At 67.7% G+C, this 15,518-nt stretch carries 12 protein-coding genes; 7 read left to right on the forward strand and 5 right to left on the reverse strand.

Features of this window, described 5'->3' with window-relative positions:
- Positions 1-22 precede the first annotated feature (22 nt).
- Positions 23-1,228: a branched-chain amino acid ABC transporter substrate-binding protein gene (locus tag OMP39_RS07955; RefSeq protein WP_264894490.1), complete on the reverse strand. Its 1,206-nt coding sequence runs from the start codon at positions 1,226-1,228 to the stop codon at positions 23-25.
- A 159-nt stretch (positions 1,229-1,387) separates the two neighbouring features.
- The gene (locus tag OMP39_RS07960) at positions 1,388-3,019 is read right to left on the reverse strand and encodes a 3-(methylthio)propionyl-CoA ligase (protein ID WP_280925501.1); all 1,632 of its coding nucleotides are present in this window, start codon (positions 3,017-3,019) and stop codon (positions 1,388-1,390) included.
- A gap of 219 nt (positions 3,020-3,238) precedes the next feature.
- Between OMP39_RS07960 and OMP39_RS07965 the strand changes: the two genes are divergently transcribed.
- From OMP39_RS07965 to OMP39_RS07985, 5 genes are all read left to right on the forward strand, one after another.
- Positions 3,239-4,741: a protein adenylyltransferase SelO gene (locus OMP39_RS07965; protein WP_264891222.1), complete on the forward strand. Its 1,503-nt coding sequence runs from the start codon at positions 3,239-3,241 to the stop codon at positions 4,739-4,741.
- The gene (msrB, locus tag OMP39_RS07970; RefSeq protein WP_264891223.1) at positions 4,738-5,148 is read left to right on the forward strand and encodes a peptide-methionine (R)-S-oxide reductase MsrB; all 411 of its coding nucleotides are present in this window, start codon (positions 4,738-4,740) and stop codon (positions 5,146-5,148) included. Before OMP39_RS07965 ends, msrB begins: the two co-directional genes overlap by 4 nt.
- An 82-nt stretch (positions 5,149-5,230) precedes the next feature.
- Complete coding sequence (locus OMP39_RS07975) at positions 5,231-5,854, forward strand: septation protein A (RefSeq protein ID WP_264891224.1); 624 nt, start codon at positions 5,231-5,233, stop codon at positions 5,852-5,854.
- 5 nt (positions 5,855-5,859) lie between these two features.
- The gene (locus OMP39_RS07980) at positions 5,860-6,126 is read left to right on the forward strand and encodes a BolA family protein (protein WP_264891225.1); all 267 of its coding nucleotides are present in this window, start codon (positions 5,860-5,862) and stop codon (positions 6,124-6,126) included.
- A 128-nt stretch (positions 6,127-6,254) separates the two neighbouring features.
- Positions 6,255-7,067, forward strand: a complete 813-nt coding sequence (locus tag OMP39_RS07985) for a peptidylprolyl isomerase (RefSeq protein WP_264891226.1) — start codon at positions 6,255-6,257, stop codon at positions 7,065-7,067.
- A gap of 36 nt (positions 7,068-7,103) precedes the next feature.
- On the opposite strand, the gene OMP39_RS07990 is transcribed toward OMP39_RS07985, so the two are convergent.
- Positions 7,104-7,874 (reverse strand): acetyltransferase domain-containing protein, encoded by a 771-nt coding sequence (locus tag OMP39_RS07990; protein ID WP_264891227.1) that lies wholly within the window; start codon positions 7,872-7,874, stop codon positions 7,104-7,106.
- A gap of 88 nt (positions 7,875-7,962) precedes the next feature.
- Between OMP39_RS07990 and OMP39_RS07995 the strand changes: the two genes are divergently transcribed.
- Positions 7,963-9,915 (forward strand): peptidase U32 family protein, encoded by a 1,953-nt coding sequence (locus OMP39_RS07995; RefSeq protein WP_264891228.1) that lies wholly within the window; start codon positions 7,963-7,965, stop codon positions 9,913-9,915.
- Here OMP39_RS07995 and OMP39_RS08000 read toward each other — a convergent pair.
- Positions 9,879-10,712: a metal-dependent hydrolase gene (locus OMP39_RS08000; RefSeq protein ID WP_264891229.1), complete on the reverse strand. Its 834-nt coding sequence runs from the start codon at positions 10,710-10,712 to the stop codon at positions 9,879-9,881. The two genes, OMP39_RS07995 and OMP39_RS08000, sit on opposite strands and share 37 nt — an antisense overlap.
- A 155-nt stretch (positions 10,713-10,867) precedes the next feature.
- Here OMP39_RS08000 and OMP39_RS08005 point away from each other — a divergent pair, with 155 nt between their 5' ends.
- Entirely contained in the window at positions 10,868-11,479 is a 612-nt protein-coding gene (locus tag OMP39_RS08005) for a TetR/AcrR family transcriptional regulator (RefSeq protein ID WP_264891230.1), read from the forward strand.
- A 39-nt stretch (positions 11,480-11,518) separates the two neighbouring features.
- Here the strand turns inward: OMP39_RS08005 and purL are convergent, their stop codons facing one another.
- Positions 11,519-15,511 carry a phosphoribosylformylglycinamidine synthase gene (gene purL / locus OMP39_RS08010; protein WP_264891231.1) on the reverse strand — a complete coding sequence of 1,331 codons (3,993 nt, stop codon included), beginning with the start codon at positions 15,509-15,511 and terminating at the stop codon, positions 11,519-11,521.
- Positions 15,512-15,518: the final 7 nt, after the last annotated feature.

A 15,518-nucleotide genomic window follows, 5' to 3' on the forward strand; every position in this document is an offset into this window, starting at 1 on the left:
TCGGCCGGTCCGCCCGTCACGCTCAGGAAGTGGGCCGCTTCATCTGGCAGCTGGTTGGCGTGCTCGACACGTAGGGCGGCAGCTCCTTGACGGGCGCCAGCGTCATGCCGGTGTTCTCGGGGCTGTACGGGAACTTGCTGTCCGCCTTCTGCCAGCGGGTGATGAACAGCGTCTGCTGCAGCTGATGGTCGGTCTTGCGGACCTCGACGTCGCCGTTGAAGCTCTTGAACTTCAGACCCTCCAGCGCGGCAGCCACCTTCACCGGGTCGGTCGACTTGGCCTTGGCCATCGCCTCGGACAAAGCGGTGAAGATGTGGATCACGGAGCCCGTGTAGAAGTCGTCGTTGAAGCGCTGCTTGAACTCCGCCTGCCACTTGCCCATCTGGCCGCCCATGTTGTAGTGGTTGTACGAAGCCTGGAAGATGCGCCCTTCGAACGCCTGGCCGATCGCGGTGGGGGTGCCGGTGACGCCCGTGTAGTAGGTGAAGAAGCGTACGTTCAAGCCGCCTTCGTTGGCCGCCTTCATCAGCAGCGACAGGTCGGAGCCCCAGTTGCCGGTGATCACCGTGTCCGCCCCCGAAGCCTTGATCTTGGCCACGTAGGGAGTGAAGTCACGCACCTGCGCGAGCGGGTGCAGGTCCTCGCCCACCACCTGGACGTCCGGGCGCTTGCGTTGGAGCATCTCCTTGGCATAGCGCGCGACCTGATGGCCGTGCGAGTAGTTCTGGTTGAGGAGATACACCTTCTTCACATCGGGCATGTCCTTCATGAAGGTGGTGAGCGCCTCCATCTTCATGGACGTGTCCGCGTCGAAGCGGAAGTGCCAGTAGCTGCACTTGCTGTTGGTGAAGTCGGGGTCGACCGCGGAGTGGTTGAGGAACACCACCTCCTTGCCGGGGTTGCGCTCGTTGTGCTTGTTGATCGCATCGATCAGCGCGCCGGCCACCGACGAGCCGTTGCCCTGGGTGATGTAGCGCACGCCCTGGTCGATCGCCTGCTTGAGCGCGTTCAGGCTCTCGGTCGGGCTCAACTTGTTGTCGATGCCGATGACTTCGAACTTCACCCCGGCCGGGTTGTTCTGGCTGAACTTCTCGGCGAAGAACTGGAAGCTCTTGAGCTGGTTCTGGCCCACGGGCGCCATCAGGCCGGTCAACGGATCGATCCAGGCGATCTTGACGGTCTCGCCCTTTTGCGCGAAGACCGCCCCACAGCACAGCGCCGCGGCCATGGCGACGGTGGCTTTGACATAGGCACGGCGGGTTTGCATAGCGTGTCTCCTCTGCGAATCAAACGAACGATGTGAGGCTATCGGACTTGCCTGGTCACACCTACAGGGAATGCCCGTAAGGCTTGTCGCTCTCGCGACAAGCCTTCGAGGGCGCGCCCGTCATGCGGTCGGCAGCACATGGTGGGCGAACTCCTCGCGCAGCTTCAGCTTCTGGATCTTTCCGGTCGCGGTGTGCGGTATCTCGTCGACGAACACCACGTCGTCGGGGATCTGCCACTTGGCGATCTTGCCTTCGTAGTACGCGAGCATCTCCTCGCGCGTGAGCGACTGGCCCGGCTTGCGCACCACCACCAGCAGAGGGCGTTCATCCCACTTCGGATGCTTGCAGGCGATCGCGGCCGCCTCGTGGACCGCCGGGTGCGACATCGCGATGTTCTCGAGGTCGATCGAGCTGATCCATTCGCCGCCCGACTTGATGACGTCCTTCGACCGGTCGGTGATCTGCATGTAGGCGTCGGCGTCGATCGTCGCCACGTCGCCGGTGGGGAACCAGCCGTCGAGCAACGGCGATTCATCACGTTTGAAGTAGCGCTCGATGACCCACGGCCCTCGCACCACCAGGTTGCCGGAGGCCTTGCCGTCCCACGGCAGCTCGCGGCCGGCGTCGTCGACGATCTTCATGTCGATGCCGTAGATCACCTTGCCCTGCTTCTCCAGGATGTGGCGCTGCTGCTCGACCGGCAGGTCGCGGTGCTTGGCCTTCAGTTTGGACAGCGTGCCCAGCGGCGAGAGTTCGGTCATGCCCCAGGCATGGATCACCTCGACGTTGAACTCGTCCTCCAGGGTGCGCATCATCGCGGGCGGGCATGCCGACCCGCCGATCACGGTGCGCCTGAACGTGCTGAACTTGAGCCCGTTCTGTTTCATGTAGGTGATGAGGCCGAGCCAGACCGTAGGCACCCCCGCGCTGAAGGTGACCTTCTCCGACTCGAACAGCTCGTACAGGGACTTCCCGTCCAGGTGGGGCCCGGGGAACACGAGCTTGGCGCCCACCAGCGCGCCGGAGTAAGGCAGCCCCCAGGCGTTGACGTGGAACATCGGCACGACCGGCAGGATGACGTCCTTCGCCGAGCAGTCCATGGCGTCCGGCAGCGCCGAGGCGTACGCATGCAGGATGGTCGAGCGGTGGCTGTACACCGCCCCCTTGGGATTGCCGGTGGTCCCGGACGTGTAGCAGATGCTCGACGCGCTGTTCTCGTCGAACTCGGGCCAGCGGTACTCGCCGCTCTCGGCCTCGACCAGCTCGTCATAGCACTCGAGGTCCAGCGACGAGGAAGCCGGCATGTGGGCCCGATCCGTCATCAGGACGAAGTGCTGCACGCTTCTCAGGTGGGGCGCAAGCTTCTCGACGAGCGGCAGGAAGGTCAGGTCGAAGCACAGCACCCGGTCTTCGGCGTCGTTGATGATCCAGGCGATCTGCTCCGGGAACAGGCGGGGGTTGATGGTATGGCACACCAGGCCGGAGCCGGAGGTGCCGTAGTAGATCTCGAAGTGGCGGTAGCCGTTCCAGGCCAGCGTGCCCACCCGGTCCCCCGGTTCGCATCCCAGACGCCCCAGGGCCTGCGCAACCTTGCGAGCCCGCAACTCGGCGTCGCGGTAGGTGTAGCGGTGGATGTCGCCTTCGACGCGCTTGGAGACGATCTCGGCATCGCCATGGTGCCGTGCAGCATGCACCAGCAGCGACGAAATCATCAGCGGCATTTGCATCATCTGACCCATCAGGCGGGGCATGGCGAGACTCCTTGCGGTATCGATTGATGTCGCGGTCATGATAGGAACGTGGTGCGGTGCAGCGTCTGCGGTTTTCCCTAGGCGCCTGTCGCTGAAGCGACAGGCCGCTCGGCCCGCGGGCCCACGCCCCCCGCCCCCGGGCGGGGATGACGCCTGCCCCGGGCAGGGGGCGATAGCCACGCGGGGGCAAAGAGATAGGTCGCTGGCTACACTGCCCGCATGAGCCCCGCCGTGGACCGCCGCCGCGTCGCCTCGCCGCGCGACCTGACCTTGATCAACCGCTACGCCGCGCTCGGACCGGCCTTCGGCACCGCCCTGGCGGCACAGCCCGTCCCTGCCCCCTACTGGGTCGCCACCAGCGACACTGCCGCCCGCTGGCTGGGCTGGCCGCCGGACTGGTGGTGCCGCCCGGAGTGGGAGGCGCTGGAAGTGTGCAGCGGCCACCGCGTCTGGCCGGGTATGGAGCCCACCGCCACCGTCTACAGCGGCCACCAGTTCGGCGTCTGGGCCGGACAGCTGGGCGATGGCCGGGCGCTCCTGCTGGGCGAGCTCGACGTGGGCGACGGCTCGGGAGTGGAGGTGCAGATCAAAGGCAGCGGGCGCACCCCCTACTCCCGCATGGGCGACGGGCGGGCCGTGCTCCGCTCATCGATCCGGGAGTTCCTGTGTTCGGAAGCGATGCACCACCTCGGCATTCCGACGACCCGGGCGCTCGCGGTGGTGGGGTCGCCCCTGCCGGTGCGGCGCGAGCAGGTCGAAACCGCCGCAGTCGTCACCCGCCTGGCGCCCTCGTTCCTGCGCTTCGGCCATTTCGAGCACTTCTGTCACCACGACCGCCCCGGGGATTTGCGGCGGCTGGCGGACTACGCGCTCGAGCGCTACTTCCCCGACTGCCGCAGCGCGGCGAACCCCTATGCCGCCTTGCTGGAGGAGGTCACCCGCCGCACCGCTTCGTTGATGGCGGACTGGCAGGCGGTCGGCTTCTGCCACGGCGTCATGAACACGGACAACATGTCCCTCCTCGGGCTCACGATCGACTATGGGCCGTTCGGCTTTCTCGACGGGTTCGACCCCGCTCACGTCTGTAACCACTCCGACCACCACGGTCGCTATGCCTACAACCGGCAGCCGAATGTGGCCTTCTGGAACCTCCATGCCCTGGCGCAGGCGCTGCTGCCGCTCATCGGCGACATGGATGCCACCCTCGCCGCGCTGGAGCCGTACAGGTCGGAGTTCCCCCGCGCGCTCGAAGCCCGTATGCGCGCCAAGCTCGGGCTTGCGACCGAGGAGCCCGACGACCGCACCCTGATAGAAGACCTGCTCCAGTTGATGGCTCAGGAGCGCACCGACTACACGATCGCCTGGCGGCGGCTGTGCGACTTTCGCCTGGACGACGACTCGCGCAACACCACAGTGCGCGACCTCTTCATCGACCGGGCCGCCTTCGACGCCTGGGCCGTGCGCTACCGGGAGCGTCTGCTGCGAGAAGGCAGCCGCGACGACGAGCGCCGGGAGCGGATGCGCCGGGTCAACCCCAAGTTCATCCTGCGCAACCACCTGGCCGAAGTGGCGATCCGCCAAGCGCAGCAAGGCGACCACGAGGAGGTCCGCCGGCTGCTGCGCGTGCTGGAGCGCCCCTACGACGAGCAGCCGGAACACGAGGCGTACGCCGGCTTTCCGCCCGCCTGGGCCACCGAGATCGAAGTGTCCTGTTCATCATGAGCGACTACCCCGTCCAGAAGACCGATGAGGAATGGCGCCGCCAGCTCGACCCGGTGCAGTACCAGGTCACGCGCCACGCGGCGACCGAGCGGCCGTTCACCGGCAAGTACTGGGACCACACCGCCGACGGCGTGTACCGGTGCGTGTGCTGCCAAGAGCCGTTGTTCGACTCGAGCACGAAGTTCGACGCCGGCTGTGGCTGGCCCAGCTACTTCCAGCCGATCGACGAGGGCGCGATCGAGCAGCAGATGGACTACAGCCACGGCATGGTGCGCGTGGAGGTCAAGTGCCGCAAGTGCGGCGCCCACCTGGGCCACGTGTTCGACGACGGCCCCGCCCCCACCGGGCTGCGCTACTGCATCAACTCGGCCGCGTTAGACTTCGCCGACCGCGATCGGAAGCGCTGAGGCCGCCCATGCGCCGGCTCTCCCTCCCCGGCCGCCCTATCCATCCTGTTCCAACGCCCTCGAGGGCCTGCTCGCCCGTGCGATGAAGCTGCTGTTCGATTTCCTGCCGGTGATCCTGTTCTTCGGCATGTACAAGTACGCCGAGAACCACAAGGACTGGGCCGCCGCCACCGCCACCGATTGGCTGGGATTCATGGTGCTGGGCGGCCAGGTGGGCGTCAAAGAGGCACCGGTGCTGCTGGCCACCGTCGTCGTGATCCTGGCCACCGCTGCACAGATCGCCTGGCTGTTGCTGCGCCGCCGCAAGGTGGACGCCATGCTGTGGGTCAGCCTGGGCCTCGTGGTGGTCCTCGGGGGCGCCACCATCTGGTTCCACAGCGAAACCTTCATCAAGTGGAAGCCCAGCGTGCTCTACTGGGTGATGGGCGTGACCTTCTGGGCCAGCCACACCCTGTTCAACAAGAACTTGCTGCAGATGCTGATGGGCCACCAGATCGATCTGCCCGCCCCGGTATGGCAGCGGCTCAACTTCGCCTGGGTAGCCTTCTTCGGCCTCATGGGCCTGCTCAACATCTACGTCGCCTACAGCTTTTCGACCGACACCTGGGTCAACTTCAAGCTCTTCGGCGGGCTCGGCCTGATGCTGCTCTTCATGGTGGGCCAGGGCTTCTATCTGAGCCGCCATCTGAAGCAAGAGGAGCGCTGAACGTCATGGCCGTTTCCGCACAGCAGATCGAGGCCGCCTTGCGAGAGGCTCTCGCGCCCGTGCAACTGTCGGTGCAGGACGACAGTCACCTCCATGCCGGCCATGCCGGTGCCAAGGAAGGGCGGCACTTCAGCGTGCGCATCGTCAGCGCGCGCTTCGCCGGCCTGCCCCGCGTGGCGCGGCACCGGCTCGTGTATGATGCTTTGGGCCGTCTGATACCGCAGGGCATCCACGCCCTCGCCATCCAGGCCCACACGCCTGACGAAGCCTGAACGTGCCCATGGTTCGTGTGCGGGGATTCGCCTACACGCCGTTCCTCCCCGACGCCTTTCGACCCGCAGCGCGGCGCTCCCGCCGCGACGAACGCAGTCGCCCCTTTCCCAACCAAGAGGTTCACTCGATGAAGAAAACGTCCCGTCTTGCCCTCGGTACGCTGAGCTTGGCCGTGTCTGCCGCGCTGTGGCTGCCGCTCGGCGCTGCCGCCCAGAACATCGCCGTCGTCAACGGCAAGCCGGTGCCCAAGGAGCGCGCGGAGGCGTTGATGAACCAAGTGGTCCGTCAGGGTCAACCGGTCACGCCCGATCTGGAGCGCCAGGTCAAGGACGAAGTCGTGATGCGCGAGATCTTCATGCAGGAGGCCGAGCGCCGGGGCCTGGCCCAGTCGCAGAATTACAAGCAGCAGATGGAGCTGGCCCGCCAGGCCATCCTGATCCGCGAGTTGTTCGCCGACTTCCAGAAGAAGAACCCGGTCACCGACGCCGAAGTCCAGGCCGAGTACGACAAGTTCAAGGCCTCGGCCGGCGGCAAGGAGTACCGCGCCCGTCACATCCTGGTCGAGAAGGAAGACGAGGCCAAGAAGCTGATCGCCCAGCTCAAGGGCGGTGCCAAGTTCGAGGACCTGGCCAAGAAGAACTCCAAGGACCCGGGCTCGGCCGCCAACGGCGGCGACCTCGACTGGGCAACGCCCGACAGCTACGTGCCCGAGTTCTCGCAGGCGATGGTGGGGCTGCAGAAGGGCCAGATCACCGATGTCCCGGTGAAGTCGCAGTTCGGCTACCACGTCATCAAGCTCGAGGACGTGCGCGAGGTGAAGCTGCCGGCGCTCGATGAGGTCAAGCCGCAGATCCAGCAGAGCCTGGCGCAACAGAAGCTCGCCAAGTTCCGCGACCAGCTGCGCGACTCCGCCAAGACCGACTACAAGTTCCAGCAGTGACGGCCCCAGCGTGCCCCGCTCCGCGGGGCACCTGCCTCACCCTCGCGTGAGCTGCACGTAGGCCATCAGGAGCCCGATCAGCACCGGCTGGTGCAGCATGTAGAAGCTCAGGCTCCAGCGCCCCAACGTCGCAAGCGGGGCACCTGCACGGGGAATCGCCCCCGAGAACCATTGCGGCCGGCGCGCGAGCACCCACGTGCCCGCCGCCATGCCCCACCACATCACACCCAGCCACGGCAGCAGTGGCACGTAGTCCTCGGTGATGGGCTTGCGGGTGACGAGGCCCGTCCAGTTCATCCAACGCGAATCGAACACGGGATACTGCACGAGCTGCGGCAGCACGATCGCGATCGCCCCCGCGAGCCACAGCCACCGTCCCCAGGGCGCCGTCAGCCGCACGAGGATGAGCATCACCGCGATGCCGTGCAGCACCCCGAAGTAGATGAAGCTGCGGGGGAACATCACGTACGACCCGAGCGTCACGAGCAGCGCGCACCCGGCGATCTGCGCCCACCGGCGCCAGAAGCGCGGCCACGGCTGTCGCTGCTGCCACGCCACCGCCTGACCCAGCCCCGCACAGAACAGGAACAGCGAGACGATGCAGGTGCGCTGCCAGGTCCAGAAGGGATCGCGATAGAAGTCCTGCGGTGCGATGAGACGGAAGTAATTCAGGTCGAAGCAGAAGTGGTAGACGGCCATCCACACGATGGCCACCGCGCGCAGCAGGTCGAGCCGGTCGTAGCGGCCGGCGGCGCCCGAGTGAGCGCGGGCGCGAGCGGCAAAGGAAGGCTGAGCCGTGGTCGTCATGGCCGGATTGTGCCGCCTGCTCGCGGCCGCGCCGGGCCGCAGGCCCTACACTTTCGTCCTTGCGCCTTGCCCCTGCCCTGCGTCTGCCATGCCCGACTTGCGTCCTGACCTCGAACTGCTTGCGCCTGCCCGCAATGCCGACATCGGCATCGAGGCGGTGAACCACGGCGCCGACGCCGTCTACATCGGCGGGCCGGCGTTCGGCGCGCGTGCGAACGCCGGCAACGGGATCGCCGACATCGAGCGGCTGGTGCGTCACGCCCACCGCTACGGGGCGAAGATCTTCGTCACGCTCAACACCATCTTGCGCGACGACGAGCTGGAGCCCGCGCGCCGCATGGCGTGGCAGGTGTACGAGGCCGGCGCGGACGCGCTCATCATCCAGGACATGGGCCTGCTGGAGCTGGACTTGCCGCCGATCCAGCTGCACGCCAGCACGCAGACGGACATCCGCACCGTCGAGAAGGCCCGATTCCTCTCGCAGGTGGGGTTCTCGCAGATCGTGCTTGCGCGCGAGCTCACGCTCGCTCAGATCCGTGAGATCGCCGCCCGCACGCCGGCCGTGCTCGAGTTCTTCATCCATGGCGCCCTGTGCGTGGCCTACAGCGGGCAGTGCTACATCAGCCATGCCCACACCGGCCGCAGCGCCAACCGGGGCGATTGCTCTCAGGCCTGCCGCCTGCCCTACACCGTCACCGACCCGCAGGGCCGCATCATCGCGCACGAGAAGCACGTGCTGTCGATGAAGGACAACGACCAGTCGGCCAACCTGCGCTCGCTGATCGACGCGGGCATCCGTTCGTTCAAGATCGAGGGCCGCTACAAGGACATGGGCTACGTGAAGAACATCACCGCCCACTACCGCCAGTTGCTCGACGAGATCCTCGAAGAACGGCCCGCCCTGAAGCGCGCCTCCAGCGGCCGCACGCGCTTGTTCTTCACGCCGGAGCCTCAGCGCAACTTCAACCGCGGCTCGACCGACTACTTCGTCAACGGCCGCCAGGACGACATCGGGGCCTTCGACACACCCAAGCACGCGGGGCTACCTCTCGGCCATGTGGTCGAGGTGACGCCCGAGTGGTTCGAAGTGCAGACCGAGGCCGAACTGCACAACGGCGACGGGCTGACCTACTACGATTTGCAGCGCGAACTCGTCGGGCTCCAGGTGAACCGCGCCGAGAAGGTCGCCGAGGGCTGGCGCGTGTATCCGAACGAAAGCATCGCCTCGTGCAAGGACCTGCGCCCCGGCACCGAGGTGCACCGCAACCGCGACATGGCCTGGGACCGGCTGCTGGCCCGCAAGTCCTCGGACCGGCGCATCGGCCTGTCACTGCACTGGCGCGCCGATGCGGCCGGGGCGACGCTTTCGGGGCAGGACGAGGACGGACACCGCGCCGAAGTGCGCACGCGACAGCCCCTGGCGAGCGCGCAGGACGCGGCGCGGGCCGAGTCGGTGCTGCGCGAGCACCTGGTCAAGCTGGGCAACACGATCTTCGAGGCCGCAGACCTCCGCGTGGAAGGCGGCGATCGGTTCGTGCCCATCGGCCTCGTCAACGCGATGCGGCGCGAGCTGGTGGACCGCCTCGAAGCCGTGCGGGCCGCCGCGTATCGACGCCCGGCGCGCACGCCGGCCGTCGAGCCGCCGGTGCCGTACCCGGAGGACGTGCTCACCTACCTGGCCAACGTCTACAACCACAAAGCCAGGGACTTCTACGCCAAGCACGGCGTCAAAGTGATCGAGGCGGCGTACGAGTCGCACGAGGCACTGGGCGAGGTGAGCCTCATGATCACCAAGCACTGCGTGCGCTACTCGCTGAGCCTGTGCCCGAAGCAGGCCAAAGGCGTGACAGGCGTGCAGGGCACGGTGCGCGCCGAGCCGCTCACGCTCGTCAATGGGAACGAACGGCTGACGCTGCGCTTCGACTGCAAACCCTGCGAGATGCATGTGGTGGGCAAGATCAAGCGCTCGGTGCTCAAGCAGGTGCCCGCTGCCCCCGTGCGCTTCTACCGCACACGCCCGCCCTCACCCACCACGCGGTAGGCGTCGGCGTGGGCCGTGAGCCACTGCTGCGCACGGCCCGACTCCTCACGGCTCGGGTGAAAGTCCGGCCGCAAGTAGGCGCGCCAGGGCCGATAGGTCAGCCGCACCAGGCCGGTGGGGCCGAAGAGAAACTGCCAGGCGCTGCGCCACGTGGACGCGCGCCACAGCGCGCGATCGCGCCGCAGGTTGTCGAGCGTTTGCCGCAGCACATCGGTCAGAAAGAAGAACGTGACGAGGCGGAACCATCGCAGCCGCCAGCGCTCGTTGCCACCCATGGCCCGGTAGAGGTCGAAGGCGATGCACCTGTGCTCCGATTCCTCCGACGCGTGCCACAGCCACATCGTGAGCAAGCGCGGCTCGCAGTCGCCCAGGGCCTCGGGATGGGCGAGCAGGTGCTCGGCCAAGATCGCGGTGAAGTGCTCGGTCGCGGCCGTGGCAGCGACCGCGTGACGCGGGTCCTTGCCTTCCAGACGTTGCAGACGACGGCGGATGCGGCCTTCCCACGTGTTGACGAAACCCTGCCGCTCCAGGTGCCCGTTGAAGAGCGCGTGGATGCGGCGGTGCGTGGCCTCCTGGCCGACGAACCCCTGCACTTGCCGCTCCATGCCGGCCCGCTGGGCCTCGGGCAGGGCCTTCAGCCCCTGCCGGACGGCGTCGATGAAGAACTGCTCCCCGAGGGGGAAGCTCATCGACAGCGCGTTCATGAAGGCGCTGCGGAAAGCATCCCCACCCGCCCATCGACGCTCGAAGGGGCGCTCCAGGTCGATCATCAGCCGTCGAACGACGAGTTCAGTCATGAGGAACGCTCCGAACTGCTGTGCCCAGCGATCCATCCTCGCGGATGCATCCCGGGAAGGAGGGGTCCACCCGATCCTGGCACCGAGCCTCGGTACTGTCAAGTACCATCGGGCGTGTGAAGGGAAACGCCCCCCGGCGGGCGACAATGGCGCCCATGAGTGCCACTGCCCCGTTGCCTCTTTCGGACCACCGCCGCCGGCTGTTGGACGCCATGGCCGCCTGCGTCGCGAGCCAAGGCTACCCGGACACCACCATCGCGGACATCGCGGCCCGCGCCCGTGTCTCCAAGCGCACGTTCTATGAGCACTTCGGCAGCAAGGCGGATTGCCTCGTCGCGCTCTATCGCACCGCGAGCGCCGAGGCGCTCGACGTGCTGCGCCAGGCCATCGACCCCGCCCGCCCCTGGCAAGAGCAGGTCGAGCAGGCGCTCGGGGCCTATCTGCGGGTGCTGGCCGCCAACCCGGTGCTGCTGCGCACGCTCTTCATCGAGATCCTGGGGCTCGGTGAGATCGGCCTCAAGGCCCGACGCGAGGTGGTGCGCGACATCGCCGACTTCATCGCCCGCACCGTGGCCGGGGCGGGCGACGCGGCTGTCGTCACGCCATGGCCTCACTTGCACCAGACGGCCGTCGGTGTGATCGGCGCCATCAACGAACTGGTGCTCGAGGCGATCGAGAACGACCGTGTGGACCGCCTGCCGGAGCTGACGACAGCCGCCGCGCGCTGGGTGCGCGCGCTCTTCGAGGCCGGACGACCGGCAGGCTGACCCGGGCGAGCTCGGTGAACCCCGCCCGAAGGGCGGGTTTCACCCCACCCACTTGCGGGCGTTGCGGAACATCCGCATCCAGGGGCTGAAGCCCGTCCTGTCCGCCGACGTCCAGCTCATCTGCACGTTGCGGAACACCCGCTCGGGGTGCGGCATGAGCACGGTGAAGCGGCCGTCCGCGGTGGTCACCGCGGTGAGCCCCCCGGGGCTGCCGTTCGGGTTGTACGGGTACATCTCGGTCGCAAGCCCGTGGTGGTCGACATATCGCATGGCCCCGACGACGCGCTCGGCATTGCCGCGCTGAGAGAAGTCGGCGTACCCCTCGCCATGCGCCACGGCGATGGGGATGCGGCTGCCGGCCATTCCGGCGAAGAAGATCGACGGGCTGTCGAGCACTTCGACGAGGCTCAGCCGTGCCTCGAACTGCTCGCTCTTGTTGCGCGTGAACTTGGGCCAGTCTTGCGCGCCGGGGATCATGGGCGCCAAGGCGGCCATCATCTGGCAGCCGTTGCACACGCCGAGCGCAAACGTGTCGCCGCGGTCGAAGAACTGCGCGAACTGCTCCGCCAGCTTCGGGTTGAACAGGATGGAGCGCGCCCAGCCTTCGCCGGCGCCCAGGGTGTCGCCATAAGAGAAGCCCCCGCAGGCGACGAAGCCCTGGAACTGGTCCAGTCGCGCGCGGCCGGCTTGCAGGTCGCTCATATGCACGTCGTACGACTCGAAGCCGGCCTGCGCCATCGCATAGGCCATCTCCAGCTGCGAATTGACACCCTGCTCGCGCAGGATGGCGACCTTCGGGCGCGCCTTGGCGATGAACGGCGCGGCCACATCCTCCTGCGGATCGAAAGTCAGGTGCAGATGCAAACCGGGGTCGTCGGCACGCCCGGCCGCCTCGTGCTCGCTGTCGGCGCAGGCGGGGTTGTCACGCAGGCGGGCGATGCGCCAAGAGACCTCGTCCCAGGCCTTGTGCAGTTGCTCCAGCGGCGCCGAGAAGATCGCCTTCGCATCGCGCCAGACCTCGACCACGCCGCGGTCGTTGGGTTTGCCGATCACATGGCTGTGGCGCGACAGGCCGTACTCGCGCAGCACCTGCATCACGGCGTCGCGATGCTCGGCGCGCACTTGCAGCACGGCGCCCAGCTCCTCGGCAAAGAGCGCGCGCAGCGTCAGCTCGTTGCGGCGCTCGCTGACCTGCGACGCCCAGTTCTTGGAGTCGCCGTACTCCGCGCGGCTGTCCGCGATGCCGTCGCTTTCGGTGACCAGCATGTCGACATTGAGCGACACGCCCGTGTGGCCGGCAAAGGCCATCTCGCACACGGTGGCCCAGAGTCCGCCATCGGAGCGGTCGTGGTAGGCGAGCAGCCGCCCTTCGTGGCGCAAGCGGTTCACCGCCGCCACGAGCTGCTTCAGCAGCTCGGGGTCGTCCAGATCGGGCACGGCGTCGCCGGTCTGACCCAGCACCTGGGCCAGCATGGAGGCGCCCAGGCGATGGCGGCCCCGGCCCAGATCGACCAGGATCAGCACCGTGTCGACCGCGTCCTTGCGCAGCTGCGGCGTGAGCGTGCCGCGGACGTCCTCCAGCGTGGCGAATGCCGAGACGATCAGCGACACCGGCGCGGTGACCTGTTTGTCTGCGCCCCCCTCGCTCCAGCGCGTGCGCATCGACAGCGAATCCTTGCCGACGGGCACCGAAACACCCAGCGCGGGGCACAGCTCCATGCCCACCGCCTTGACGGTGTCGTACAGCGCCGCATCCTCGCCCGGCTCGCCGCAGGCGGCCATCCAGTTGCACGAGAGTTTGACGCGGGCCAGCTCGATCGGCGCGGCCAGCAGGTTGGTGATGGCTTCGGCGACCGCCATGCGGCCGGAGGCCGGCGCGTCGAGGCCGGCGACGGGGGTGCGTTCACCCATGCTCATCGCCTCGCCGCGGTAGCCGGCATAGTCGGCCAGCGTGACGGCGCAGTCGGCCACCGGCACTTGCCAGGGGCCGACCATCTGGTCGCGATGGCTGAGGCCGCCCACCGTGCGGTCGCCGATGGTGATGAGAAAGCGCTTGCTCGCCACCGTCGGGTGGCGCAGGACGTCGAACGCCACCTGCTCGAGTTTGACGCCGGTGAGGTCCAACGGTTCGCCGCGCCGCTCGACGCGCTCGACCACCCGGTGCATCTTGGGCGGCTTGCCCAGCAACACCTCCATCGGCATGTCGATCGCACGCTCGCCCCCCGGTCCGTCTTCCAGCACCAGCTCCTGGTCGTCGGTCGCGGTGCCGATCACGGCGTAGGGGCAGCGCTCGCGCTGGCACATCGCGTCGAAGATCGGCAGGCTCTCGGGCGCAATGGCCAGCACGTAGCGCTCCTGGCTCTCGTTGCACCAGATCTCCTTGGGCGCGAGGCCGCTTTCCTCCAGGGGCACGCGGCGCAGGTCGAAGGTCGCCCCCTTGCCGGCCCCGTCCACCAGTTCGGGAAAGGCGTTGGACAGCCCGCCTGCGCCCACGTCATGAATGGCCAGAATGGGGTTCTTGTCGCCCAGCGCCCAGCAGTGGTTGATGACCTCCTGCGCGCGGCGCTGGATCTCGGGGTTGCCCCGCTGCACCGAGTCGAAGTCCAGCTCGGCCGCATTGACGCCCGCCGCCATGGAACTGGCGGCACCGCCGCCCATGCCGATGCGCATGCCGGGGCCCCCGAGCTGGATGAGCAGGGTGCCCGCGCCGAAGGGCAGCTTCTTGGTCTGGCCGTCGCTGATCTGCCCGACGCCGCCGGCGATCATGATGGGCTTGTGGTAGCCGCGGCGCACGCCAGCCACCGTCTGTTCGTACACGCGGAAGTAGCCGCCGAGGTTGGGACGCCCGAACTCGTTGTTGAAGGCCGCCCCGCCCAAGGGCCCTTCGATCATGATCTGCAGCGGGCTGGCGATGTGCTCGGGCTTGCCGTACGGTTCCCGTTCCCACGGCTCGTTCGTCCCGGGCAGGTACAGGTTGGAGACGGAGAAGCCCGTCAGGCCGGCCTTCGGCCGGGCCCCGCGTCCGGTCGCGCCCTCGTCCCGGATCTCGCCGCCTGCGCCCGTCGCCGCACCCGGATGGGGCGAGATCGCCGTCGGGTGGTTGTGCGTCTCGACCTTCATCAGCACATGCGCCACCTCGGGGCGGGCGACGTAGGCCGGCGCGTTCGTGTACCCCTGCGGCGCCCATCGCTCGATCGGGCCGCCTTCCATCACGGCGGCGTTGTCCGCGTAAGCGATCACCGTGTACTGAGGCGCGAGCTGGTGCGTGTTGCGGATCATCTGGAACATCGAGCGTTCCTGCTCCACGCCGTCGATCGTGAACTTGGCGTTGAAGATCTTGTGCCGGCAGTGCTCGCTGTTGGCCTGCGCGAACATCATCAGTTCGACGTCGGTCGGGTTGCGCCCGAGCTCGGTGAAGGCCTGCACCAGGTAGTCGATCTCGTCGTCCGACAGCGCCAGCCCGAATTCGCGGTTGGCCGCCTCCAGCGCGGCGCGCCCTTGCCGCAGCACGTCCACGTGCGCCATGGGCTTGCCGGGTTGCTCGTCGAACAGGTGTTGCGCCTGGTCGCGCTCGAACACCACGCTCTCGGTCATGCGGTCGTGCAGGAGCGCTGCCACCTTCGCGCGCTCCGCATCCTCCAGATGGCGGACGCCGCCGAGCAGGCCCGACTTGAGCGTCAGCCGGTACTCGGTCACCCGCTCCACGCGCCGGATGGCGAGCCCGCAGTTGTGAGCGATGTCCGTGGCCTTGGACGCCCAGGGCGAGACGGTGCCGAAGCGCGGCGCGACGACCACCAGTTCACCGTCGGCCGGCCCCGTGTAGGGATCGCCGTAGTTCAGCAGCGCCTCCAGCTTGTCCAGCTCCGCCCTTTGCAGCGGATGGTCGGACCACACCCAATGCACATGGCGCGCGTGGACGGCGACGATACGGGGGTTGAGGGCCTGAAGCCGGGGCAGCAGCGCCTGGGCGCGGAACTCGGAAAGGGCATTGCCGCCCTCGAAGTGGCGGAGGTGTTTGGAGGTGGCGGTCACGCTGGAA

The sequence above is a fragment of the Schlegelella aquatica genome, from assembly GCF_026013905.1.
Classification (GTDB): Bacteria; Pseudomonadota; Gammaproteobacteria; order Burkholderiales; family Burkholderiaceae_C; genus Caldimonas; species Caldimonas aquatica.